Source organism: Pseudoduganella flava, from assembly GCF_007830495.1.
GTDB lineage: Bacteria > Pseudomonadota > Gammaproteobacteria > Burkholderiales > Burkholderiaceae_D > Rugamonas > Rugamonas flava.
Genome location: NZ_VLKW01000013.1, coordinates 143,928 through 166,128, shown reverse-complemented (window position 1 = coordinate 166,128; position 22,201 = coordinate 143,928). Strand labels below are relative to the sequence as shown.

The window sequence follows — 22,201 nt, the reverse complement described above, 5'->3', positions numbered from 1 at the left end:
CATTATAGTTTCGTCCGCGTCGTTTCAGCCACGATAAAACGGTTGGACGAACGGCGGCCGGCGCGGTTTAATGTCGGCTCCCGGAAAAGATCGACAACACTGGAGACCCGACCATGAAGCTGTACACCTACTTCCGCAGCTCCGCCGCCTACCGCGTGCGCATTGCGTTGAACCTGAAAGGCATCGGCTACGAAGCCGTTCCCGTGCACCTGCTGAAGGGCGGCGGCGAGCACCACACGGACGCCTACAAGGCCGTCAATCCGGGCGAACTGGTGCCTGCCCTCGAAGCCGACGGTGTCACGCTGACCCAATCGCTGGCGATCATCGAATACCTGGACGAGACGCATCCGATGATGCCGCTGCTGCCGCCCGATGCGCTGGGCCGCGCCCGCGTGCGCGCGCTGGCGCAGACGATCGCCTGCGACACCCATCCGCTGACGAACCTGCGCGTGCTGCAGCACCTGAAGGGGCCGCTGGGGCTGTCCGAGGAAGCGAAGATGGACTGGTATCGGCACTGGATGAACGAGGGCATGCGCGTGCTGGAAGCGCAGCTGGCGAACAGCGCCGACACCGGCCGCTTCTGCCATGGCGATACGCCGACGATGGCCGATTGCTGCCTCGTGCCGCAGGTCTTCAACGCCAACCGTTTCAACATCGACCTGGCACCGTATCCGACCATCGCCCGCATCGACGAGGCGTGCGCGCAGATTCCCGCGTTCCAGGCGGCCCATCCGGCGCAGCAGCCGGACGCCGAGTAAGCGGCCTTAGAACCGCACCACGCGGTTGCGGCCTTCCCGCTTGGCGCGGTACAGCGCCTTGTCGGCGCGCATCAGCAAAGTCGACGGCGTATCGCCGGCGAGCACGGACGTCACGCCGATGCTGATCGTCAGGGCCACGTCGGTGCCGTCCTCGGCCTGCACGCGCAGTGCGCAAGCGGCGTCGCGCAGCCGCTCGGCGGCGACGGCCGCGACGAATTCCTCCGTCTCCGGCATCAGCACGACGAATTCCTCGCCGCCGAAGCGGGCCGCCATATCGATCGAACGCAGCGATTCCGTCAGCAGCTTCGACGTCGCGACGATCGCCTGGTCGCCGACTTCGTGGCCGTAGGTGTCGTTGATGCGCTTGAAGTGGTCGATGTCCACCATCAGCAGCGACAGCGGATGGCCGAAGCGGCGTGCGCGCTCCAGCTCCGCGCCGATCTGCTCGGTCATCTTGCGGCGGTTGGCGATCCCCGTCAGCGGGTCCGTCGTGGCCAGCTGTTCCAGCTTGGTGTTCGCCATCAGCAGCTCGAGCGTGCGCTGCAGCACCCGGTCTTCCAGGTTGTTGCGCTCCGCGTTCAGGTCGGCGAGCATGCGCCGGCGGTCGCGCAGTGCGGCCACCAGCGCGGAGATCAGCACGCCCTCGAGCACGATCAACGTCACGCCGGCGATGATCTGCCAGCGGTACAGCTCCCATACGTTGTCCGGCCGGTTCAGCAGTACCGCGCTGGGCGGCACGTCGCGCAGGTTGAAGCGGCGTACCGTCGGGTCGTCGAAGAAGTAACCCTGCACGTCGATGCCGTCGGTGCGCTGGCCAAGCAGGATGCGCGCGATCACGCGGCCGATGCTCTCGGCGCTGATCACGTAGCCGCCCGCCACGCCGGGCAGCACCAGCGATTCCATGTGCGTGAACACGGGGACCGCGCTGGCCGCGGCGATGCGGCGCGCCAGGACCGGCGGCGAGATGCGGTCGCCATTACTGTCCGTGATGGTCGACAGCAGGAACACGGCACTTTGACGGTCGAGTGCCGCGACCATCCGTTCCATCTGCTCGAAGCTGCGGTCGTCGCAGTACTCGATCGTCAGCTTGGGCGCATGGCGGGCCGCGATGGCGCGGATCGCTGCGATCCATGCCTGCGCACGGGGCGTGCGGTCGCCGATGACGACGAGGCGGCGCACCTGCGGCGCCACCCGCGGCACGATGCCGATGGCGCGGTCGAAATCGGACGTGACTTCGATGCCGGTGCCGTCCGCCGGCTGCCAGCCCAGCCGGCCGTGGTTCACGTAGAAGCGGGGCACGCCGGGGAACAGCTCGGGGTGCTCGCCGAGGAATTCGCTCGCCACGTGATTTTCCGCGACGATCGCATCCAGCGGCACCTTGGCGTATTTGCTGCGCAGGTAAGGGGCCATGCTTTCGCGGGCCTGCTCCTCGCCGACCCGGTTGGCGTCGAAACGTTCTTCGTAGATGGCCGGCGTCGCGCCCCAGCTGCGCTTGCCCAATTCGTCGTACAGGCCCTTGTGCACGAGGCGCTGCCACACGGACGTGGATTCCGACCCGAGCGAATACAGCACCAGCACCTGCCGTTCGCCGGCCGCATTGGCCGCGTGCGCGCCGCCGTGGCAGGCGAGCGCGAACGCCAGCCAGCAGCCGGCCATCAGCAGGGTACGCGTCAGCGTCTGGTGCATAGAGGTGTAAAGAACGGATGGGCGAATTTGCCCTCCGGAAAGTGTAACACGGTCGTGCGGAAACGCATTTCCCCAAGTGAAATCTTCGTGGCAAGGTTGCAACAGGTGTGGTCGGAGTGTTACGCGGCGCGCAGCGCGTCGACGATCGGCAGCCGGGCGGCTCGCAGTGCCGGCAGGAAGCCGCCGATGAAGCCCATCGCCAGCGCGAACAGCAGTGTGTCGACGACGATCGCGCCGGTCAGGCGGAAGCCGAACGACAGCTCGGCGAACGACTGGAAGTTGGTGGTGGAGAACGTCAATAGTTGCATGAACGCGGCGCAGGCGAGGCCCGCCGCGCCTCCGGCCAGCGCCAGCAGCATCGCCTCGACGAGGAAGGCGGACAGGATCGCGCGGCGGCTGAAGCCAAGCGCCCGCAGCGTGCCGATCTCGCCGGTGCGGCTCGCCACCGACGCGTACATCGTGATCGCCGCGCCGATCATCGCGCCGATCGAGAAGATCACCGACAAGGTCATTCCCAGCACGCCGATGAACGTCGACAGCGCCTTCGATTGGTCGGCATAGAACTGCCGCTCGCGTTTCGCCTCGAGCGTCAGGCGCGGGTCGGCCTCGATGTCGCGCTTGAAACGTGGGAAGCCGCCAGGGTCGGCCAGCCGCACGATCACCGACGAGTAAACGCCGCGGCGGAACGCCTGCATCAGCTGCTCGCTGTCTCCCCAGATCTCGGAATCGAAGCCGCTGTTGCCCGCATCGAACAGGCCGACGACGGTCCACTCGCGCTGGCCGAAGCGCACCGTCTCGCCGATGCCGGCGCCGGCGAAGCGGCGCGCGATGCTGGCACCGGCAATGATTTCGGAGGCGCCGGGGCGGAACAGCCGGCCCGCGGTGATGCGCACCTGCGGCCGCAGCGCCAGCCCGGCCGGGCCGACGCCGCGGATGACGACGTTGGACGGCTTGTCCGAGGCGCGCTTGTTCAGCACGATCAGCACGACGGTCTCCTTCGATGCGCGCGGCAGGCCATCGCCGCCCAGCGCCACGGCGGGGTGGCTGACGGCGACGGCCGCCTGTGCGCGATCGACGCCGCTCATCACCTCCGTGTCGGCGGCGCGGCGCACCAGCACCACGTTGTCCGCTTCGCCCGTGTCGACGAGCGTCGCGCGCAAGCCTTCGTTCAGCATCAGCACCGTGGCGAACACGAACACGACGAGCGCCAGCCCGGCGGCCGTCAGCGCCGTCGTCAGCCGGCGCGTCCACAGGTTGCGCACGATGTAGGAAAAGGGGATCTTCATCATCCGATGCTGCGCAGGCCGTCGACGATGCGGATGCGTGCCGCGCGCAATGCCGGGGCCAGCGCGGCCACGGCGCCGATCGCCAGCGCCGCCGCCAGTTGCAGCACCACTGTCGCCGGTGCCACGTCGAACACGGGGAACATCGTGCCCATCCGCTCGGCGAAGCCGTGCGCGGCAGGGTACAGCAGCGCGCTGCCGAGCGCGCCGCCGGCAAGCGCCAGCAGCAGCGATTCGCCGGCGATCAACTGCGCCAGGAAGGCGGGGCCGAAGCCGAGCGCCTTCAACGTCGCGTATTCCGCGATCCGTTCGCGCGCGCTCATCGCCATCGTGTTCGCCATCACCGCCATCATGATCAGGATGACGACGAGCGACACGACGCGGATCGCCGCCACGATCGCCTCGGACATCGACACGAAGCCCAGCTGGAACGCCTTTTCCGTCTCGGTCAGCGTCTCGGCCAGCGAGTTGCGGAACTGCGCATCGATCGCCCGGGCGATCGCGGGCGCATCCTCGGCCCGGGCGATGGTGGCGACGTAGACGCCGACCTGGTTGCCGCGGCGCGGCACCGTGCGCTTCATCGTTTCGTTGACGTAGTCCCAGTGCATGAACATCGTCGACGTGTTCGTGTTGCTGTGGCGGCCGTCGTAGATCGCCCGCACCGTGAAGTGCCACTCGCCCGGGTAGATCACGCCGCGCAACGGGATCACGTCGCCGACCTTGAAGCCGAACTGGTTGGCCAGCTTGCGGCCCACCAGCGCGCCCTGGCGGTCGTGCAGGAATGCCTCGCGGTCGCGCTCGAGGACCAGGTAGTCCGGGTAGATGTCCAGGTAGCTGCGGCCGGAGATTGCGAACTGCGCGAAAAAATTCTTCGGGTCGCGGTAGACGCCGCCGAACCAGTTCGCATAGCCGACGCCCGTCACGCCCGGTGTCGCGCGGATGCGGCCCTCGTACGACAGCGGCAGTGGGAACACGAGCGAGATCGCGTTGCGGGTGATGAGCGTCGTTGGCGCGGCAGCGTTGGCGCCGGCGTACCACGCGTCGATCACCGTGTGCAGCAGGCCGAACGACAGGATCGCCACCGTCAGCCCCAGCACCGTCAGCACGGTGCGCAGCTTGTGGCGCAGGGCATTGCCCGCGATGAGGCGAATCAGCATATCAGGCGGTGGCGCGCAGCAGCTCGCCTTTTTCCAGGTGGACGACGGTGCGGGCGTGCTGGGCTGCCAGCGCGTCGTGCGTGACCATGACGATCGTCTTGCCCAGCTCACGATTGAAGCGCTCCAGCAGCGCCAGCACGTCGGCCGCGGATTGGCGATCGAGGTCGCCGGTGGGCTCGTCCGCCACGATCAGCAGCGGGTCGGTGACGATCGCGCGGGCGATCGCCACGCGCTGCTGCTGGCCGCCGGAGAGTTCACTGGGCAGGTGTTCGAGCCGCCCGCCCAGGCCCACCAGCTCCAGCGTCAGTCGGGCGCGGGCGCGGCGTTCGCGGCGCGACAACGGCGCCAGCAGCAGCGGCAGTTCCACGTTTTCCAGCGCCGTCAGCACGGGCATCAGGTTGTAGAACTGGAAGACGAAGCCGATGCTGGCCGCGCGCCAGCGCGCCAGTTCCGTTTCCGACATCGCCGCGAGGTCGCGCCCCGCCACGCGCAGCTCGCCGCTGTCCGGCTGGTCGATCCCGGCGATCAGGTTCAGGAGCGTGCTCTTGCCGGAGCCGGAAGGGCCCATCAATGCCAGGAAGTCGCCCGCCTCGACGGTCAGGTCGATGTCGTGCAGCACCGGCACGACCTGGCCGCCGCGCCGGTAGCTCTTCGACAGGTGGGCGATCCGCACGAGCGCCGTCATGGCTGCACCGGCTTCACGCGCTGGCCGTCGCGCAACGATGGGGGAGGGCGCAGCACCACCTTCGTGCCGACCGCCACGCCGCGCACCGCCAGCAGTTCGCCGACCCGGCGCCCGGTCGTCACCGGCGTCTGGCGCACCTGCCCGTCGCGCAGCGCGAACACCACGGGCTTGCCGTCGCGCTGCACGACGGCGGCCGGCTGCAGCGCGGCGACGGGCGCGCGCTCGTCCGGCGGCACGGGCCGCGACAGGAAGGCGACGCGCGCGCTCATGTCCGGCAGCACGCGCGGATCGCGGTCGACGAAGCGCACCTTGACGAGCAGCGTGGCCTTGCTGCGGTCCAGCGTCGGCACCATGCGCGACACGACGCCGGCCAGGCGCAGGCCGGGAAAGGCGTCCAGCTGGATCTCCGCCGGCTGGTCGACGCGGATGCGCGCGAGGCTCGATTCGGCCACGTCGGCCTCGACTTCCAGCGTGGCCATGTCGGCGATCGTCACGACGGCGCCCTTGCTCTCGGCGGCCGACGAGAACGGCGTGATGTTGTCGCCCACGTTCGCGCTTTTCGTCAGCACGACGCCGTCGAACGGCGCGCGGATCACGGTCTGGTCCACGGCCACCTGCGCGGCGCGGACATTCGCGCGGGCGGCGGCGATCGCGGCGCGCTGCGCGGCCACGGCAGCGCGGGCCTTGTCAAAGCGGGCCACGGCCGCGTCATGCGTCGCGGCGGCGATGAAGTGCTGGCCAAGCAGTTCCTCGGCGCGCCGGCGGGGCTGCTCGGCGTCGCGCAGTTCCGCCTCACCCTGCCGCAGGTTGGCTTCGGCCACCTGCGCATTGGCCGCCGCCTGGCCCAGCGCCGCCTCCACGTCGCGGCTTTCCAGGCGCGCCACAACCTCGCCCTCGCGCACGCGGCTGCCCTCCAGCACGCCCAGCCACACCAGGCGCCCGGTGGCTTTCGACGACAGCGCCGCCTTGCGCTGCGCGACGACATAGCCGGTGGCGTTGAGCAGCGTGTAGTTCTGTGCCGGCCAGGCCTGCGCGACCGTCGCCGTCTCGACCTCCGGCTGTCCGGCGACCCGCAACCCGGCCAGCGCGGCCGCGGCCAGCACGATGGCGACTGCCGCTATGCGCCACCAGCGCCGGCGGCGCGGCTGCCGCGCGGGTGCGTGCGATTCGGTGCGTTCGATCTTCAGCTGCGACAGGTCGGGAGCGGTCACGGCGCACCTCGCGGCGATGGGGGTATTGACAATCTAGCCATAAGCAGGGTGTGGCGCAAGCGCGCGCGGCTTTACATGGAAAAAGAGTTGCCCTGCACAACATCAATGCGGGCGCTCGTTGCACGGCTGCATAATTGACACTCCGTCCTTTGCGCCGGATACTTCCCCCGCCGATCCCACCGTGACCGCCATGCCGATAACGCCGCCGTTTCAGATCCGCAAAGAATGCCCGCCCGGTGCCTGCGTCTGCGAGCGCGCGCTGCTGGAAAACGACCCGCAAGCGGACTTGCGCGTGCTGCGCCTGACGCGCGACGAGGAAAAGCGGCTGATCGAACGCATCGAGGCGATCGCCACCTATGCCGAGCTGATGCGCTTGAGCCAGCGGCTGGAAGAGCAGCTGGGCGTGCGGCTGACGATCGCGCCGGGCCCGAACGAAGTGCGCACCGTGCGCGGTTTCGCGATCGAGCTGTCGCCCCGGCCCGGCCTGTGCCGCAAGACCCGCCAGTCCGTGCCCGCCGCGGTGCGCCGCTGCCTGGATGCCCACCCCGACATCGCCTACGCTATCCTGAACGCGCACGACCTGCTGGGCCAGCTCTGAAGGTCCGGCGCCGGTGCCTGGCACCGGCCCCCTTGCGGTAGAATGCGGCGCTTTGCCGCTGCCTTTGCTTTCCGCCTCTGCCGCCATGATGATTCCCCAGCATTTCCTCGCCGCGCTCGACAAGGCGCATCCCTCCTGGCACGCCACGCTCGTGCGCGGCCTCGAAGCCGTCGCCGCGGCTGACCCGGCCTACCTGCCGGCCCTGGCGGAGGACAGCTACCTGCCGACCGAGTTGCGCCTGTTCGCCGCGTTCACGCTGCCACTTCAGCGGGTCCGCTATGTCCTGGTGGGCGAGGGCCCCTATCCGCGCGCCGAGAGCGCGACCGGCGTGTGCTTCATGGATGGCGCCGTCGGCAGCCTGTGGTCGGCGGAGCCGGATGGCGGGCTGTCGAAGCCGGTGAACCGGGCCACGTCGCTGCGCAACTTCATGAAGATGCTGCTGGTGGCCGATGGTCAGCTGGACGAGGCGAACACGGCCGGTAGCGCGCTGGCCGCCTGCGCCGAGCGCGCCCGCGGCGGTGCGGCGATCGGCACACTGGCCGAGCTGCAGGAGCGGCTGATCGGCCATGGCTTCCTGCTGTTGAACGCTTCGCTCGTGTTCCGCCCGCACGTGCCGCCCGTCAAGGATGCCAAGGCATGGCTGCCGTTCTTCGCGACGGTGATCGAGGCCCTTGCGGCGTGCCAGGAACGTCCCAAGCTGGTGTTGTGGGGGAAGATTGCCGAACAGCTGAACAAGCTGCCCGTCGTGCAGGCGATGCCGCAAGTGGTGGCGGAGCACCCGTACAACCTGTCCTTCATCGGCAACAAGGACATGCAGGCACTGTTCGGTCCATTGCGTTTGTTGCAACGCAACTGAGATCCGCCGATCGTCCGCCGCTGCCCCTGCGGGGGCGGGGATGCTGCGCCGCAGGTGAAATCAAGGGGCGCCCGGCAAGGATTTTTTAAAGCTGATATACTTGACTAAATCATTCAACTAATACGGTTTTTATAGGTGAACCGGGCAGTTGAGCGACACCGCGTAATGCGTAAGCACAAGATTTTACCCGAATTCAACGAATCAAGCCTCCGCGCCCGACCGGGCGGCTGAAGGGCTGAATTTCTTCGAGGTCGTATGCGTCTGACTACCAAAGGCCGTTTTGCCGTGACAGCGATGATCGACCTGGCGATGCGCCAGGGCAAAGGTCCCGTCACGCTCTCTGGCATCAGCCAGCGGCAGGCCATTTCGCTGTCCTACCTGGAACAGCTGTTCGGCAAGCTGCGCCGGCACGAGATCGTGGAATCGATCCGCGGTCCCGGCGGCGGCTACAGCCTGGCCCGCCGCGCCGACAAGGTGACGGTGGCCGACATCATCATCGCCGTCGACGAGCCGCTGGACGCGACCCAGTGCGGCGGCAAGGAAAACTGCCATGGCGCCGACCACGCCAGCGGTGCCCGCTGCATGACCCATGAACTGTGGGCCACGCTGAACGAGAAGATGGTCGACTACCTGGATTCGGTCTCGCTGCAGGACCTGGTCGACCAGCAAAAACAGAAGAACGCCGAGAAGAGCGCCGAGCAGAACGTGGTGGTCATGCATCGCAACGACCACGCCACGCTCGGCTGAATTTCCCGACAAACCATACGCTGTACCGCATTGGAGTGATAGATGAACGCCCCTGAGAAAAACGCCGCCACGGTAGCCCCGGTCGACTTCAAGACCGCGCCGCACTTCCCGATCTACATGGACTACTCGGCGACGACGCCGATCGACCCGCGCGTGGCGGACAAGATGATTCCGTACCTGCGCGAGCAGTTCGGCAATCCGGCGTCGCGCAGCCACATGTACGGCTGGACGGCGGAAGCGGCCGTGGAAGAGGCGCGCGGCCACGTCGCGGCCCTCGTCAATGCGGACCCGCGCGAAATCATCTGGACCTCCGGCGCAACGGAGAGCAACAACCTGGCGCTGAAGGGCGCGGCGCACTTCTACAAGACGAAGGGCAAGCACATCATCACCGTGAAGACCGAGCACAAGGCGGTGCTGGACACGGTGCGCGAGCTGGAGCGCCAGGGCTTCGAAGCCACCTACCTGGACCCGCAGGACAACGGCCTGGTGTCCGTCGAGCAGATCGCGGCAGCGGTGCGCCCGGACACGATCCTCGTCTCCGTCATGCTGGTCAATAACGAGATCGGCGTGATCCAGCCGGTCGAGGAAATCGGCGCCTTCTGCCGCGGCAAGGGCATCATCTTCCACTGCGACGCGGCACAGGCGACGGGCAAGGTGCACATCGACCTGCAGAAGCTGAAGGTCGACCTGATGACGTTCACGGCCCACAAGACGTACGGCCCGAAAGGTATCGGCGCGCTGTACGTGTGCCGCAAGCCGCGCGTGCGCATCGAGGCGCAGATGCACGGCGGCGGTCACGAGCGCGGCCTGCGTTCCGGCACGCTGCCGGTGCACCAGATCGTCGGCATGGGCGAAGCGTTCCGCCTCGCCAAGGTCGAGATGGATGAAGAGATCGCCCGCATCAAGGCGCTGCGCGACCGCCTCGCCAAGGGCCTGCAGGAGATCGAAGAGGTGTACATCAACGGCGACATGGAACACCGTGTGCCGCACAACCTGAACGTGTCGTTCAACTACGTCGAAGGCGAGTCGCTGATCATGGCCGTGAAGGACCTGGCGGTGTCGTCCGGTTCCGCGTGCACGTCGGCGAGCCTGGAGCCGTCGTACGTGCTGCGCGCCCTGGGCCGCAGCGACGAACTGGCGCACAGCTCGATCCGCTTCACGATCGGCCGCTTCACGACGGAACACGACATCGACTTCGCCATCGATCTGATGAAGTCGAAGGTCGGCAAGCTGCGCGAACTGTCCCCGCTGTGGGACATGTTCAAAGAGGGTATCGATATCAATTCCATCCAGTGGGCCGCTCACTAAGCGACCGTCACGATTAATTTAGGAGCATCAAAATGGCTTACTCGGACAAAGTACTCGATCACTACGAAAACCCGCGCAACGTCGGCGCCTTTGAAAAGGGCGACGACACGGTCGGCACCGGCATGGTCGGTGCGCCCGCTTGCGGCGACGTGATGAAGCTGCAGATCAAGGTCGGCGCGAACGGCCTGATCGAAGACGCGAAGTTCAAGACCTACGGCTGCGGCTCGGCGATCGCTTCGAGCTCGCTGGTGACCGAATGGGTCAAAGGCAAGACGCTGGACGAAGCGCTGGCGATCAAGAACACGCAGATCGCCGAAGAGCTGGCGCTGCCGCCGGTGAAGATCCACTGCTCGATCCTGGCCGAAGACGCGATCAAGGCGGCAGTTCAGGATTACAAACAGAAGCACTCGGCATAAAGCTGGAATAAAGCTGGAATAAAGCTGAAATAAAGCTGGAAAGGGGCCGGATGTCCGGCCCCGACGATGGAGGTAAAGCATGGCAATCACCCTGACCGAAAAAGCAGCGAAACACATCTCCCGCTACATCGAACGGCGCGGCAAGGGCCTCGGCCTGCGCTTCGGCGTGCGGACGACGGGCTGCTCGGGGCTGGCCTACAAGCTGGAATACGTCGACGAGGCGGCACCGGAAGATCACGTGTTCGAATCGCATGGCGTGAAGGTGTTCGTCGATCCGAAGAGCATGGCTTACATCGACGGCACGGAGCTCGACTTCGCCCGCGAAGGCTTGAACGAGGGCTTCAAGTTCAACAACCCGAACGAGAAGGACGCCTGCGGTTGCGGCGAAAGCTTCCGCGTCTAAGCCGTCACCACAGTCCCACCGTGCAGAACCACTTCGAGTTATTCCACCTGCCGCAGCAGTTCGCAATCGACCAGGGCGCGCTGGATGCGGCCTATCGCGACGTCCAGGCGCAGGTGCATCCCGACCGCTTCGTCAATGCCACCGATGCCGAGAAGCGCGTCGCGATGCAATGGGCCACCCGCGCCAACGAGGCTTACCAGACGCTGAAGAATCCCCAGCGGCGCGCGCAATACCTGTGCGAGCTGGCTGGCGTCGACTTGCAGACCGAGTCGAACACGGCGATGCCGATGGCGTTCCTGATGCAGCAGATGGAATGGCGCGAGGAGCTGGCCGAGGCGCGCGCCGCCAAGGACGAGGAGCTGCTCGACAAGCTGGACGCCCAGCTGCGCGCGGCCCGCAAGGACCAACTGAAGGACATCGAGGCGCAGCTGAACGGGGGCGACTACCACGCGGCGGCGCAGGGCGTGCGCGCGCTGATGTTCCTGGAAAAATTCGGCGAAGAAGTCCGCTTTGCCTTCGACGCGCTCGACGCCTGAGCCGTCCCACAACAAGAACAGGTTTCACATGGCACTTCTGCAAATTTCCGAACCGGGCATGTCCACGGCACCGCACCAGCACCGGCTGGCGGTCGGCATCGACCTGGGCACGACGAACTCGCTGGTCGCCACCGTGCGCTCGTCGATTCCCGAGGTGCTGAACGACGAGGATGGCCGGCCGCTGCTGCCGTCCGTCGTGCGCTACCTGCCGAACGGCCACGCCAACATCGGCTACAAGGCCCAGGCCGCGCAGACGACCGATCCGAAGAACACGATCGTCTCCGTCAAGCGTTTCATGGGGCGCGGCCTGAAGGACATCGCGTACGCGGAAAACCTGCCTTACGATTTCGTCGACAGCCCCGGCATGGTGCAGCTGAAGACGGTGGCCGGCGTGAAGAGCCCCGTCGAAGTGTCCGCGCAGGTGCTGGCCACGTTGCGCCAGCGCGCCGAGGACGCGCTGGGCGACGACCTGGTCGGCGCCGTGATCACGGTGCCGGCGTACTTCGACGACGCGCAGCGCCAGGCCACGAAGGACGCGGCCCAGCTGGCCGGCCTGAACGTGCTGCGCCTGCTGTCCGAACCCACCGCCGCGGCGATCGCGTATGGCCTCGACAACGGTTCCGAAGGCCTGTTCGCCGTGTATGACCTGGGTGGCGGCACGTTCGACATCTCGATCCTGAAGCTGTCCAAGGGCGTGTTCGAAGTGCTGGCCACGGGCGGCGATTCCGCGCTGGGCGGCGACGACTTCGACCACCGCCTGTTCTGCTGGATCCACGAGCAGGAAAAGCTCGCGCCGCTGAACGACGAGGACACGGCGCTGTTGATGGTGAAGGCGCGCGAAGCGAAGGAACTGCTGTCGACGAAGCCGCAGGTCGTCATCGATGCGAACCTGTCCTCGGGCGAGAACGTGCACCTGACCGTCACGGCCGAGACCTTTGCCGAGATCACGAAGCACCTCGTCGCGAAGACGATGAACGCCGTGAAGAAGGCGCTGCGCGACGCGAACCTGGATGCCGACGACATCGACGGCGTCGTGATGGTCGGCGGCGCCACGCGCATGCCGCACGTGCAGCGCGCCGTCGGCGATTACTTCCACACGATCCCGCACGCGAACATCGACCCGGACAAAGTGGTGGCGCTGGGCGCCGCGATCCAGGCGAACCTGCTGGCCGGTAACCGCGCGCCGGGCGACGACTGGCTGCTGCTGGACGTGATCCCGCTGTCGCTGGGTATCGAGACGATGGGTGGTCTGGTCGAGAAGATCATCCCGCGCAACTCGACGATCCCGTGCGCGCGGGCGCAGGAATTCACGACGTTCAAGGACGGGCAGACGGCCCTTGCCGTGCACGTGCTGCAGGGCGAGCGCGAACTGGTGACGGACTGCCGTTCGCTGGCCCGCTTCGAGCTGCGCGGCATCCCGCCGATGGCGGCCGGCGCGGCGCGCATCCGCATCACGTACCAGGTCGATGCGGACGGCCTGCTGTCCGTGTCGGCGCGCGAGCTGCGCTCGAACGTCGAGGCATCGATCACGGTGAAGCCGTCGTACGGCCTGGCCGACGAGGACGTGGCGCGCATGCTGCAGGATTCGTACACGGCCGCCGAAAGCGACATGAAGGCGCGCGCGCTGCGCGAAGAGCAGGTCGAGGCCGAGCGCATCCTGCTGGCCACGCAATCTGCGCTGGACGAGGACGCGAACTTGCTGTCGGCCGAGGAACGCGCCGCCGTCGACGCGCTGATGCAGAAGACGCGCGACGTCGTCGCGGCCTCCGCTGCCGGCACGGTCGACCACCTGGCCGTCAAGGCGGCCGTCGAGGAATTGGCGCACGGCACCGAGGAATTCGCGTCGCGCCGCATGGACCGCAGCGTGCGCAGCGCGCTGGCCGGCAAGGCGCTGGACCAGGTCATCTAAAAATTATTACAGAGGTATCAAGTGCCACAAATCGTCATCCTGCCCCACGCCAAGCTGTGCCCGGAAGGCGCCGTCATCGACACGGCGCCGGGCAAGTCCGTCTGCGACGTCCTGCTCGAGAACGACATCCACATCGAACACGCGTGCGAGAAATCGTGCGCCTGCACCACGTGCCACGTGATCGTGCGCGAGGGCTTCGATTCGCTGAATGAAGCGACCGAGACGGAAGAAGACCTGCTGGACAAGGCCTGGGGCCTGGAAGCGCAATCGCGCCTGTCGTGCCAGGCGATCGTGGCCGACGAGGACCTCGTCGTCGAGATCCCGAAGTACACCATCAACCATGCGAGCGAAGGCGGCCACTGACATGAAATGGTCCGACATCACGGCGATCGCGGAAGCGCTGTACGACAAATACCCGCACCTGGACCCGACGCAGATCCGCTTCACGGACCTGCACAACTGGGTCGTGACGCTGGAAGGCTTCGACGACGACCACAAGCGGGGCGGCGAGAAGGTCTTGGAAGCGATCCAGCAGGCATGGATCGATGAAGCGCAATAAGCCAGCCCCCGCAGCGTTGCCCACCACCGTGACGGACATTCCGGAGATCAAGCCGGGACAGTCCGTCGCGCTGCTTCAGGAGCTGCACATCCTGACCCGCGACGGCAAGCTCAATCAGGACAGCCGCCGCAAGCTGAAGCAGGTGTACCACCTGTACCAGTTCATCGAACCGCTGCTGCAGGACGTGCTGAAGGAGAAGGGCGCCGTATCGCTGGTCGACCATGGTGCCGGCAAGTCCTACCTGGGTTTCATCATCTACGACCTGTTCTTCAAGGCGCTGCAGGGCGACGCGAAGAGCGGTTCGCACATCTACGGCATCGAGACGCGCGAGGAGCTGGTGCAGCGTTCGCGCGAGCTGGCCGCGAAGTTCGATTTTCCGGGCATGGCGTTCCTGCCGCTGTCAGTGGCCGAGTCGACCACCTCGACGGCGCTGCCGGAGCGGATCGACATCGTCACCGCGCTGCATGCCTGTAACACGGCCACCGACGATGCGATCGACTTCGCGCTGAAGAAGCATGCGAAGCACATCGTGCTGGTGCCGTGCTGCCAGGCGGAGGTCGCATCGGTGCTGAAGAAGAACAAGGGCCAGTCGCTCGGCAAGAGCGCGCTGACGGAGATCTGGCGCCACCCGATCCACACGCGCGAATTCGGCAGCCAGATCACGAACGTGCTGCGCTGCCTGCAGCTGGAAGCGCACGGCTACCAGGTCAACGTGACGGAGCTGGTGGGCTGGGAGCATTCGATGAAGAACGAACTCATTATCGCGACGTACAAGGACCTGCCGCGCCGCCGTCCCGCCGAGCGGCTGAAGGAAGTGCTGGACACCGTCGGCCTGCTGGAAATGGGCAGCCGCTTCTACACGGAGGAAGTGTGACGAACGAGTGGATCGACCTGCGCAGCGACACGGTCACGCAGCCCGGCGCCGCGATGCGCGATGCGATGGCCAGCGCCCCGGTGGGCGACGACGTGTATGGCGACGACCCGACGGTCAACCGCCTGCAGCAGCATGCGGCTGAGCTGTTCGGCTATGAAGCCGCGTTGTTCGCGCCGTCCGGCACGCAAACGAACCTGATCGCGCTGCTGGCCCATTGCGGCCGCGGCGACGAATACCTGGTCGGCCAGGAAGCGCACACGTTCCGCTACGAAGGCGGCGGTGCCGCGGTGCTGGGCAGCATCCAGCCGCAGCCCATCGCCAACCAGCCGGACGGCAGCCTGGCGTTGGCCGACATCGCCGCGCAGATCAAGCCGCGTGACATCCACTTCGCCCGCACGAAGCTGCTGGCGCTGGAAAACACGATCGGCGGCCGCGTGCTGCCGCGCGAGTACGTCGCGCAGGCCACCACGCTCGCGCACGAGCGAGGCCTCGCCACGCACCTGGACGGCGCGCGTATCTGCAACGCGGCCGTCAAGCAGGGCATCGCTTTGCGCGACGCGGTGGCGGGCTTCGACAGCGTGTCGGTATGCCTGTCGAAAGGCCTCGGCGCACCGGTCGGCTCGGTGCTGTGCGGTTCGCGCGAGTTGATCGAAGAGGGCAAGCGCTGGCGCAAGATGCTGGGCGGCGGTATGCGCCAGGCCGGCATCATTGCCGCGGCCGGGCTGTACGCGCTGCAGCACAACGTGCAGCGGCTGGCGGAAGATCACGACAATGCCGCGTTCCTCGCGGCCGAGCTGGCGAAGATTCCCGGCCTGACCGTGAGCACGCCGCAGACGAACATCTTTTACGTCGACGTGCCGGCCGAGCATTGCGCACCGCTGGCAAAGGCGTTGGCGGACGAATGCATCCGCGTGTCGATGGGGCCGAAGCTGCGCCTCGTCACACACCTGAACGTGAACCGCGCACAGCTGCGCAAGGTGGCGGACGCGTTCGCGCGGTACTTCGCATGACGGACGACGCAATCCGCCTCGCCAAGCGCGTGGCCGAACTCAAAGCATGCTCGCGTCGCGAGGCCGAGCTGTACATCGAAGGCGGCTATGTGCTCGTCGACGATGTGGTCGTCGAGGACCAGGGCGCGCGCGTGGCGACTGGGCAGACGGTTACGCTGGCCGACGACGCGACGTTGCTGGACATCGTCCCCGTCACCCTGCTGCTGAACAAGCCCGCCGGCGTCGATGCGCTGTCCTGCCTGACGGCGGAAAACCGCAGCGCGCAAGCGGGCAAGGAGCGCTTCCTGAAGCGCCACGTGACGAAGCTGCAGGCGATGCTGCCGCTGCACGACGCTGCCAGCGGCCTGTTCGTGTTCACGCAGGACTTCCGCGTCGCGCGCAAGCTCGTTGACGAAGCCGCGAAGATCGAGCAAGAGCTCATCGCCGACATCACCGGCACGATCGCCGAGGATGGCTTGAAGCGGCTGAACAACGGCTGGGCCAAGGTCAGCTGGCAGAACGAAGGCCGGCTGCGCTTCGCGATCAAGAACGTGAAGCCGGGGCAGATCGAGCGGATGTGCGCCGACGTGGGGCTGACTGTCACGGCGCTGAAGCGGCTGCGCATCGGGCGTATATCGATGGGTGCGCTGCCGGTGGGGCAGTGGCGGTATTTGCAGGGCTACGAGCGGTTCTGAAATAGCGGATCCGTGTCGGGGCTTGGCATTGAGGCGCCGGGGCTCTAATGTTCAACCCACTGCAAATGCCGGGGTCAGACCCGCCGGGTCTGACCCCATGGGTTTGCGTCTTGGGTTTCGCTCCGCGTCGGGAGCTCACCAACGCCCACATCACCGCCTCTTCTTGCGGTTCGCCGTCGCCGTCGTCGTATAAAAGCCCGCCGGCTTGTTCGCCACCCACTCGATAAACGTACGGATATCCTCGTGCTCGCGCAGCCTGTCCCACGTGTGATAGGTGCGCAGCAATTCCTTTTCCGTGAACACGGAGTGGATCTTCCGGTGGCAGATCTTGTGGATCGGGAACTGCTCGCGGCCCTTGAACGTTCTCGGCACCAAGTGGTGACGATCGATATTGATCGTGCCCAGCGGGCGGCCGCACAACGGGCACAGCGGAGCGGAAGGGGAGTCGTCGTCCGGGTTCATCCGGACAAGGTGAGGGCGAGGGGACCCGCCCGCAAGGTCAGGCCGTCGCGGCGGTTTTCTTGGTGCGCTTCGGCAACTGCACGAGCCGCGTGCCGGCGAGACGGTCATGCAAGAACTGGCCGTCCTTGTCGAACAGGGCGGTCAGCGACCACACGGCGATGCCGGCGCCGAGCGCGCCCAGCGCGGCCCAGTGCGCCAGGCCGAACGCCCAGCTGGCGACTAGCGCCGGCAGCACCCACATCCACGCCAGCAGGTAGCGCACCACCGCCAGCCTCAAAGGCACAGCGCCGCCGTCAGGCAAGGTCACGCGGATGCGCCACGTCTGCATCGCCAAGGTCTGGCCGTTGCGGCTCCATTGATGGATGAAGTAGGCGCCCAGCACGAGGAAGGCCAGCGCCTGGCGGCCGTGTTCGACGACGGCCGCATGGCTGGCGTTGACCGCCAGCTCGAAGATCAGGAAAGGCAGGAACAGCACGGCGAAGGCGAGCAGCAGCTCGTACACCATCGCGATCAGCCGGCGGCCGATGGACGGCACGCCGATGGGACTCAGGTCATTTGCCGGCATTGGGCGGAGCAGGGACAGGTTGCGGGGCCGGCTGCGGCGCGGGTGGCGGCGCCGGCGGGTTTTGCTGCATCATCGCCGCCGGCGTCGCGGCGCCTTCGAGCGGGTATTCCATTTCCTGCACGGGAGCGGGCGCCGGCGGCGGGACCACCGGTGCGGCCGGTACCGGCACTACCGGCGCAGGCGCGACGGGCGTTGTCGGGGCGGCGGTACCGCCGGCCGTGGCGAGGCCCGGGTGTGGCTTGATCGGTGTGGGTGTCTTGACGAGGCTTTGCGCCGGCGTCGGCGGTTTCGCCACCTGCTGCTTCTTCGCCGCGTTGGCGTTGGCGAGCTTGCGCTTTTCCTCTTCCGGCAACAGCTGGTATTGCTCCCATTGGGCGGCCTTCTTGCCGCCGACGATCTTCTGGGCGCGCGCATAGCTTTCGCGCACGGCCTTGCGTTCTTCCGGCGACAGCGCGACCCACTCGCGCATCCGTTCGTGGACGCGTTTCTGTTCGGCCGGTTTCATCGTCGCGTAGCGGCCGGCGATCTCGAGCCACTTCTGCTTGCGCACGGGGCCGAGGTCGTCCCAGCCCGCTTTCAGCGGCTCGAGCGCAGCCTGCTGCGCGGGTGTCAGGTCTTGCCAGCGTTTTTCGGCGGCGGAAGGGGCGAGCAGTGCCGAGGCGGCCGAAGCCGCCGAACCGGCACCCGGGTCGGGACGCTCATGGCGCAACAAGGCAACGCCGGCGACGATCGCGACGACCAATGCGGCGGCACCGCCCAACAGCCACGTGCGACCGCTAGCTCGCGCCATGCTTATTGCTCGCGCGTTTCAAGGTAGGCGTTGAAGCCGTGGTCCAGGTAGGCCGACAGGGGCAGCTCGTCCGACAGCACGGCCGCATCCAGTTCCGCCAGCTCGGCGATCGATTGCTGCTGCTCGTACTGGTACACGCCGATCATGCCGCCCACGACGAGCAGCAACGGCAGCGCCACCGAGAAGCGGCTCATCCAGCCGAACGGATCGGAGAACAATCCGCCGAATGCGCCGCCATTGGCGGTGGCCGTGGCCGTCGCGGTACGCGTCACGCGCACTTCGACGTGCGCCTTTTTGCGCGCCAGGGCCGCCTGGCGGGCGGCGGCGAGACGGTCCGTGGTCGAGGCCGGCAAATCGTCCAGCTTCTCGTTGAGCGCATGGCGCACCCGGTAAGCGAAATTGATTTCTTCGGTGTTCATAGTTTGATTCCCTTGGCTTTGAGCGCTTCGGCGAGAGTGTGAGTTGCGCGTGAGCAATGCGTTTTCACGCTCCCTTCGGAACATCCCATCGCTTCGGCCGTCTCGGCTACATCCATATCCTGCCAGTAACGCATGAGGAACGCTTCCCGTTGACGCGTGGGGAGCTTTTGTACTTCATCTTCAATGATTTGCAGTACCTGCATGCGCTCGACGTGGTCGGCGGAAGATTCGGCGGCCTGGGTGCCCTGTTCGGCCTCGTAGGATTCCAGTATATCAAAATCCTCATGTTCCTCTTGGGAATTTCCCAATCCTGAAAACAAGCTAACCCAGGTATTGCGAACTTTCTCGCGCCGGAAGTAATCGAGGATCGTGGTCTGGAGGATGCGTTGGAACAGCAGCGGCAGCTCGGCGGCCGGCTTGTCGCCGTATTTCTCCGCCAGCTTGATCATCGCGTCCTGGACGATGTCCAGCGCCGATTCATCCTTGCGTACCGCATAGACCGCCTGCTTGAAGGCACGTCGTTCGACGTTTTCCAGAAAGTCTGAAAGTTCTTTATCTGTTGCCATCAGGTGGGGATTGCGGTGCCGTAGAGGTCTTGGAACCTGCGCATGCTAGCAAAAATCCTCAATTTCCGCATGGTTTTAACGATTTTCACGACGTTCCGCCCGCTGTTTTGCACCCGAACGGGGCGCCGGGACGAAAAAAACACAATATTCCTTGACCAGAATGGTGCGACGCAGTACCGTATGGAACGCTTCGCACACCACGAAGCTCCCCGATCGTGCTCCCGTCGCACACAACGCCACAGGCGCCGATCCGCTTTCATATGTCAGCAGTTTGCTCTAACCCGTGCCAAAAGCGCGAGAGGTCAGTCAGGCCGCTGCAGAAACTGTCGCTCAACGAGTAGCGCCACAGCCTTCGTCTTGCACCCCACTACGGTTGGGGGAACAGCGGCGGCGAGCGCGAATAAGTGTACGGGCGGGAGGGAGCTGTGGCGACGGGCTTACTTCGACAGGCAAGAGCATCCGTTCAATCTCCTATGGACCTTGAAAGGAATGTTTCATGAACTCCGAAGCAGCCATCACAGGCGCCGAAATACTCGTGCGCTGCCTGGCCGAAGAGGGCGTCGAACACGTCTTCGGCTATCCTGGAGGCGCCGTCCTCTACATCTACGACGCGATCTTCAAGCAGGACAAATTCCAGCACATCCTGGTACGCCATGAACAGGCCGCCGTGCACGCCGCCGATGCGTATTCGCGCAGCTCGAACAAGGTGGGCGTCGCGATCGTCACGTCCGGCCCCGGTGTCACCAATGCGGTGACGGGCCTGTCGACCGCCTACATGGATTCCGTGCCGATGGTCGTGATCTCCGGCCAGGTGCCGAGCCACGCGATCGGCCAGGATGCGTTCCAGGAATGCGATACGGTCGGCATCACGCGCCCCGTCGTCAAGCACAACTTCCTCGTCAAGGACGTGAAGGACCTCGCCGAGACGGTCAAGAAAGCCTTCTACATCGCCCGCACCGGCCGTCCCGGCCCCGTGCTGGTCGACATCCCGAAGGACATCTCGATGCACAAGCACGTGTTCTCCTATCCGAAGGAGATCGAGATGCGTTCGTACCGTCCGGTCGACAAGGGCCACTCCGGCCAGATCCGCAAGGCCGTGCAGCTGCTGCTGCAGGCCGAGCGCCCGATGATCTACACGGGCGGCGGCGTGATCCTGGCCAACGCGCACAATGAACTGAACAAGCTTGTCGAGCGCCTCGGCTTCCCCGTCACGAACACGCTGATGGGCCTGGGCGGCTCGCGCGCATCGAGCGACCAGTGGGTCGGCATGCCCGGCATGCACGGCACCTACGAAGCGAACATGGCGATGCAGAACTGCGACGTGCTGATCGCGATCGGCGCGCGCTTCGACGACCGCGTGATCGGCAATCCGAAGCACTTCGCGCAGAACCCGCGCAAGATCATCCACGTGGACATCGACCCTTCGTCGATCAGTAAGCGCGTGAAGGTCGACATTCCGATCGTCGGCAACGTCAAGGACGTGCTGGTCGAATTCCTCGCCCAGCTGGACGCGGCGGACCACCGTCCGAACCCGGCGCAGCTGTCGAAGTGGTGGGGCCAGATCACCGAGTGGCGCAACCGCCTGTGCCTGAAGTATCCGCAGTCGGACACGATCATCAAGCCGCAGTCCGTCGTCGAGAAGGTGTACGAGCTGACGCGCGGCGACGCGTTCATCACGTCGGACGTGGGCCAGCACCAGATGTGGGCCGCGCAGTACTACAAGTTCGACAAGCCGCGCCGCTGGATCAATTCCGGCGGCCTGGGCACGATGGGTGTCGGCCTGCCGTACGCGATGGGCGTGCAGATGGCGAACCCGGATGCGACGGTTGCCTGCATCACGGGCGAAGGATCGATCCAGATGTGCATCCAGGAGCTGGCCACGTGCAAGCAGTATCACCTGACGCCGAAGATCATCCTGCTGAACAACCGCTTCCTGGGCATGGTGCGGCAATGGCAGCAGCTCGACTATGGTTCGCGCTACTCCGAGTCGTACATGGATTCGCTGCCGGACTTCGAGAAGCTGGCTGAGGCCTATGGCCACGTCGGCATGCGCATCGAGAAGCCGGGCGACGTCGACGGCGCGCTGCGCGAAGCGTTCGGCATGAAGGACCGCCTGGTGTTCATGAACTTCATCACCGACCAGAGCGAAAACGTGTGGCCGATGGTCCAGGCGGGCAAGGGCCTGTCCGAAATGCTGCTCGGATCGGAGGACCTCTGATATGCGACACATTATCTCTGTGCTGCTGGAAAACGAAGCGGGTGCGCTGTCGCGCGTCGTCGGCCTGTTCTCCGCACGCGGCTACAACATCGAAACGTTGACGGTGGCGCCGACCGAGGATGCGACCCTGTCGCGGATGACGATCGTCACCAGCGGCTCGGACGACATCATCGAACAGATCACCAAGCACCTGAACCGCCTGATCGAGGTGGTGAAAGTGGTGGACCTGACCGAAGGCCAGCACATCGAGCGTGAGCTCATGCTGATCAAGGTGAGGGCGGTGGGCAAGGAACGCGAAGAAATCAAGCGCACCGCCGACATCTTCCGCGGCCGCATCATCGACGTGACCGAGAAGTCCTACACGATCGAACTGACGGGCGCCAAGAGCAAGCTGGACGCCTTCATCGACGCGATCGACCGTGCCTCGATCCTGGAAACCGTCCGCACCGGCGGCTCCGGCATCGGCCGGGGCGAGCGCATTCTGAAGCTCTGAACGATACCTGATTTGCTC

26 protein-coding genes are annotated in these 22,201 nt (G+C 66.0%); 16 read left to right on the top strand and 10 right to left on the bottom strand.

From position 1 onward, the window contains the following. The first annotated feature begins 113 nt into the window (after positions 1 to 113). The gene (maiA, locus tag IP92_RS26495) at positions 114 to 758 is read left to right on the top strand and encodes a maleylacetoacetate isomerase (protein WP_145880992.1); all 645 of its coding nucleotides are present in this window, start codon (positions 114 to 116) and stop codon (positions 756 to 758) included. Between the two features lie 6 nt (positions 759 to 764). Here the strand turns inward: maiA and IP92_RS26490 are convergent, their stop codons facing one another. From IP92_RS26490 to IP92_RS26470, 5 genes are all read right to left on the bottom strand, one after another. Next, entirely contained in the window at positions 765 to 2,444 is a 1,680-nt protein-coding gene (locus IP92_RS26490; RefSeq protein WP_229418982.1) for a GGDEF domain-containing protein, read from the bottom strand. Between the two features lie 119 nt (positions 2,445 to 2,563). Then, complete coding sequence (locus IP92_RS26485; RefSeq protein ID WP_145881135.1) at positions 2,564 to 3,730, bottom strand: ABC transporter permease; 1,167 nt, start codon at positions 3,728 to 3,730, stop codon at positions 2,564 to 2,566. Then, positions 3,730 to 4,884: an ABC transporter permease gene (locus IP92_RS26480; RefSeq protein ID WP_145880990.1), complete on the bottom strand. Its 1,155-nt coding sequence runs from the start codon at positions 4,882 to 4,884 to the stop codon at positions 3,730 to 3,732. Before IP92_RS26480 ends, IP92_RS26485 begins: the two co-directional genes overlap by 1 nt. Before the next feature lies 1 nt (position 4,885). Next, positions 4,886 to 5,569: an ABC transporter ATP-binding protein gene (locus tag IP92_RS26475; RefSeq protein ID WP_145880988.1), complete on the bottom strand. Its 684-nt coding sequence runs from the start codon at positions 5,567 to 5,569 to the stop codon at positions 4,886 to 4,888. After that, positions 5,566 to 6,780: an efflux RND transporter periplasmic adaptor subunit gene (locus tag IP92_RS26470; RefSeq protein ID WP_145880985.1), complete on the bottom strand. Its 1,215-nt coding sequence runs from the start codon at positions 6,778 to 6,780 to the stop codon at positions 5,566 to 5,568. Before IP92_RS26470 ends, IP92_RS26475 begins: the two co-directional genes overlap by 4 nt. 190 nt (positions 6,781 to 6,970) lie before the next feature. Here IP92_RS26470 and IP92_RS26465 point away from each other — a divergent pair, with 190 nt between their 5' ends. The 13 genes from IP92_RS26465 to IP92_RS26405 all read left to right on the top strand — a co-directional run bounded on the left by IP92_RS26465 (position 6,971) and on the right by IP92_RS26405 (position 16,670). Next, positions 6,971 to 7,378 (top strand): hypothetical protein, encoded by a 408-nt coding sequence (locus tag IP92_RS26465; protein WP_145880983.1) that lies wholly within the window; start codon positions 6,971 to 6,973, stop codon positions 7,376 to 7,378. A gap of 85 nt (positions 7,379 to 7,463) precedes the next feature. Next, entirely contained in the window at positions 7,464 to 8,234 is a 771-nt protein-coding gene (locus IP92_RS26460) for a uracil-DNA glycosylase family protein (RefSeq protein WP_145880981.1), read from the top strand. A 255-nt stretch (positions 8,235 to 8,489) separates the two neighbouring features. Next, the gene (iscR, locus tag IP92_RS26455; RefSeq protein ID WP_145880979.1) at positions 8,490 to 8,981 is read left to right on the top strand and encodes a Fe-S cluster assembly transcriptional regulator IscR; all 492 of its coding nucleotides are present in this window, start codon (positions 8,490 to 8,492) and stop codon (positions 8,979 to 8,981) included. A 42-nt stretch (positions 8,982 to 9,023) separates the two neighbouring features. After that, complete coding sequence (locus IP92_RS26450) at positions 9,024 to 10,289, top strand: IscS subfamily cysteine desulfurase (protein WP_145880977.1); 1,266 nt, start codon at positions 9,024 to 9,026, stop codon at positions 10,287 to 10,289. Positions 10,290 to 10,321: 32 nt separating this feature from the next. Beyond that, complete coding sequence (gene iscU / locus IP92_RS26445) at positions 10,322 to 10,705, top strand: Fe-S cluster assembly scaffold IscU (protein ID WP_145880975.1); 384 nt, start codon at positions 10,322 to 10,324, stop codon at positions 10,703 to 10,705. Between the two features lie 79 nt (positions 10,706 to 10,784). Then, positions 10,785 to 11,108 (top strand): iron-sulfur cluster assembly protein IscA, encoded by a 324-nt coding sequence (gene iscA, locus IP92_RS26440; protein WP_145880973.1) that lies wholly within the window; start codon positions 10,785 to 10,787, stop codon positions 11,106 to 11,108. 20 nt (positions 11,109 to 11,128) lie between these two features. Beyond that, positions 11,129 to 11,644, top strand: coding sequence for a Fe-S protein assembly co-chaperone HscB (gene hscB / locus IP92_RS26435; RefSeq protein ID WP_145880971.1), 516 nt, complete (start codon positions 11,129 to 11,131; stop codon positions 11,642 to 11,644). Positions 11,645 to 11,672: 28 nt separating this feature from the next. Further along, the gene (gene hscA, locus IP92_RS26430; RefSeq protein ID WP_145880969.1) at positions 11,673 to 13,553 is read left to right on the top strand and encodes a Fe-S protein assembly chaperone HscA; all 1,881 of its coding nucleotides are present in this window, start codon (positions 11,673 to 11,675) and stop codon (positions 13,551 to 13,553) included. Positions 13,554 to 13,574: 21 nt separating this feature from the next. Next, positions 13,575 to 13,916 carry an ISC system 2Fe-2S type ferredoxin gene (gene fdx / locus IP92_RS26425; RefSeq protein WP_145880966.1) on the top strand — a complete coding sequence of 114 codons (342 nt, stop codon included), beginning with the start codon at positions 13,575 to 13,577 and terminating at the stop codon, positions 13,914 to 13,916. A 1-nt stretch (position 13,917) separates the two neighbouring features. Further along, positions 13,918 to 14,112, top strand: coding sequence for a Fe-S cluster assembly protein IscX (gene iscX, locus IP92_RS26420; protein WP_145880964.1), 195 nt, complete (start codon positions 13,918 to 13,920; stop codon positions 14,110 to 14,112). Continuing rightward, on the top strand, positions 14,099 to 14,986 hold the full coding sequence (locus IP92_RS26415) for a class I SAM-dependent methyltransferase (protein ID WP_145880962.1): 888 nt from the start codon (positions 14,099 to 14,101) through the stop codon (positions 14,984 to 14,986). Before iscX ends, IP92_RS26415 begins: the two co-directional genes overlap by 14 nt. Further along, entirely contained in the window at positions 14,983 to 15,996 is a 1,014-nt protein-coding gene (gene ltaE / locus IP92_RS26410) for a low-specificity L-threonine aldolase (protein ID WP_145880960.1), read from the top strand. Before IP92_RS26415 ends, ltaE begins: the two co-directional genes overlap by 4 nt. Further along, a complete protein-coding gene (locus IP92_RS26405; RefSeq protein ID WP_145880958.1) occupies positions 15,993 to 16,670 on the top strand; it encodes a S4 domain-containing protein in 678 nt (225 codons plus the stop codon). The genes ltaE and IP92_RS26405 overlap by 4 nt, the downstream gene beginning before the upstream one ends. A 150-nt stretch (positions 16,671 to 16,820) precedes the next feature. Here the strand turns inward: IP92_RS26405 and IP92_RS26400 are convergent, their stop codons facing one another. Genes IP92_RS26400 through IP92_RS26380 form a run of 5 tightly spaced genes read right to left on the bottom strand, consistent with a single transcriptional unit; the run spans position 16,821 to position 19,472 of the window. Continuing rightward, complete coding sequence (locus IP92_RS26400) at positions 16,821 to 17,132, bottom strand: hypothetical protein (RefSeq protein WP_145880956.1); 312 nt, start codon at positions 17,130 to 17,132, stop codon at positions 16,821 to 16,823. Positions 17,133 to 17,169: 37 nt separating this feature from the next. Further along, on the bottom strand, positions 17,170 to 17,697 hold the full coding sequence (locus IP92_RS26395; RefSeq protein ID WP_145880954.1) for an RDD family protein: 528 nt from the start codon (positions 17,695 to 17,697) through the stop codon (positions 17,170 to 17,172). Further along, a complete protein-coding gene (locus IP92_RS26390) occupies positions 17,684 to 18,487 on the bottom strand; it encodes a DUF3106 domain-containing protein (protein ID WP_145880952.1) in 804 nt (267 codons plus the stop codon). Before IP92_RS26390 ends, IP92_RS26395 begins: the two co-directional genes overlap by 14 nt. 2 nt (positions 18,488 to 18,489) lie before the next feature. Next, complete coding sequence (locus IP92_RS26385) at positions 18,490 to 18,906, bottom strand: DUF3619 family protein (RefSeq protein ID WP_145880950.1); 417 nt, start codon at positions 18,904 to 18,906, stop codon at positions 18,490 to 18,492. Beyond that, positions 18,903 to 19,472: an RNA polymerase sigma factor gene (locus IP92_RS26380; protein ID WP_145880948.1), complete on the bottom strand. Its 570-nt coding sequence runs from the start codon at positions 19,470 to 19,472 to the stop codon at positions 18,903 to 18,905. The genes IP92_RS26385 and IP92_RS26380 overlap by 4 nt, the downstream gene beginning before the upstream one ends. 496 nt (positions 19,473 to 19,968) lie before the next feature. Here IP92_RS26380 and IP92_RS26375 point away from each other — a divergent pair, with 496 nt between their 5' ends. Together IP92_RS26375 and ilvN are read left to right on the top strand one after the other, a co-directional pair. Next, positions 19,969 to 21,690: an acetolactate synthase 3 catalytic subunit gene (locus IP92_RS26375; protein ID WP_145880945.1), complete on the top strand. Its 1,722-nt coding sequence runs from the start codon at positions 19,969 to 19,971 to the stop codon at positions 21,688 to 21,690. A 1-nt stretch (position 21,691) separates the two neighbouring features. Then, positions 21,692 to 22,183, top strand: coding sequence for an acetolactate synthase small subunit (gene ilvN, locus IP92_RS26370; protein ID WP_145880943.1), 492 nt, complete (start codon positions 21,692 to 21,694; stop codon positions 22,181 to 22,183). Positions 22,184 to 22,201: the final 18 nt, after the last annotated feature.

Coding starts and splice junctions, on each gene's coding strand:
- IP92_RS26380 (WP_145880948.1), bottom strand. CDS start 19,472: ATGGCAACAGATAAAGAACTTTCAGACTTTCTGGAAAACGTCGAACGA.
- IP92_RS26395 (WP_145880954.1), bottom strand. CDS start 17,697: ATGCCGGCAAATGACCTGAGTCCCATCGGCGTGCCGTCCATCGGCCGC.
- IP92_RS26460 (WP_145880981.1), top strand. CDS start 7,464: ATGATGATTCCCCAGCATTTCCTCGCCGCGCTCGACAAGGCGCATCCC.
- IP92_RS26450 (WP_145880977.1), top strand. CDS start 9,024: ATGAACGCCCCTGAGAAAAACGCCGCCACGGTAGCCCCGGTCGACTTC.
- IP92_RS26475 (WP_145880988.1), bottom strand. CDS start 5,569: ATGACGGCGCTCGTGCGGATCGCCCACCTGTCGAAGAGCTACCGGCGC.
- maiA (WP_145880992.1), top strand. CDS start 114: ATGAAGCTGTACACCTACTTCCGCAGCTCCGCCGCCTACCGCGTGCGC.
- iscX (WP_145880964.1), top strand. CDS start 13,918: ATGAAATGGTCCGACATCACGGCGATCGCGGAAGCGCTGTACGACAAA.
- iscU (WP_145880975.1), top strand. CDS start 10,322: ATGGCTTACTCGGACAAAGTACTCGATCACTACGAAAACCCGCGCAAC.
- IP92_RS26390 (WP_145880952.1), bottom strand. CDS start 18,487: ATGGCGCGAGCTAGCGGTCGCACGTGGCTGTTGGGCGGTGCCGCCGCA.
- IP92_RS26405 (WP_145880958.1), top strand. CDS start 15,993: ATGACGGACGACGCAATCCGCCTCGCCAAGCGCGTGGCCGAACTCAAA.
- IP92_RS26490 (WP_229418982.1), bottom strand. CDS start 2,444: ATGCACCAGACGCTGACGCGTACCCTGCTGATGGCCGGCTGCTGGCTG.
- IP92_RS26415 (WP_145880962.1), top strand. CDS start 14,099: ATGAAGCGCAATAAGCCAGCCCCCGCAGCGTTGCCCACCACCGTGACG.
- iscA (WP_145880973.1), top strand. CDS start 10,785: ATGGCAATCACCCTGACCGAAAAAGCAGCGAAACACATCTCCCGCTAC.
- IP92_RS26375 (WP_145880945.1), top strand. CDS start 19,969: ATGAACTCCGAAGCAGCCATCACAGGCGCCGAAATACTCGTGCGCTGC.
- IP92_RS26485 (WP_145881135.1), bottom strand. CDS start 3,730: ATGAAGATCCCCTTTTCCTACATCGTGCGCAACCTGTGGACGCGCCGG.
- IP92_RS26480 (WP_145880990.1), bottom strand. CDS start 4,884: ATGCTGATTCGCCTCATCGCGGGCAATGCCCTGCGCCACAAGCTGCGC.
- IP92_RS26465 (WP_145880983.1), top strand. CDS start 6,971: ATGCCGATAACGCCGCCGTTTCAGATCCGCAAAGAATGCCCGCCCGGT.
- IP92_RS26385 (WP_145880950.1), bottom strand. CDS start 18,906: ATGAACACCGAAGAAATCAATTTCGCTTACCGGGTGCGCCATGCGCTC.
- hscA (WP_145880969.1), top strand. CDS start 11,673: ATGGCACTTCTGCAAATTTCCGAACCGGGCATGTCCACGGCACCGCAC.
- iscR (WP_145880979.1), top strand. CDS start 8,490: ATGCGTCTGACTACCAAAGGCCGTTTTGCCGTGACAGCGATGATCGAC.
- ilvN (WP_145880943.1), top strand. CDS start 21,692: ATGCGACACATTATCTCTGTGCTGCTGGAAAACGAAGCGGGTGCGCTG.
- IP92_RS26400 (WP_145880956.1), bottom strand. CDS start 17,132: ATGAACCCGGACGACGACTCCCCTTCCGCTCCGCTGTGCCCGTTGTGC.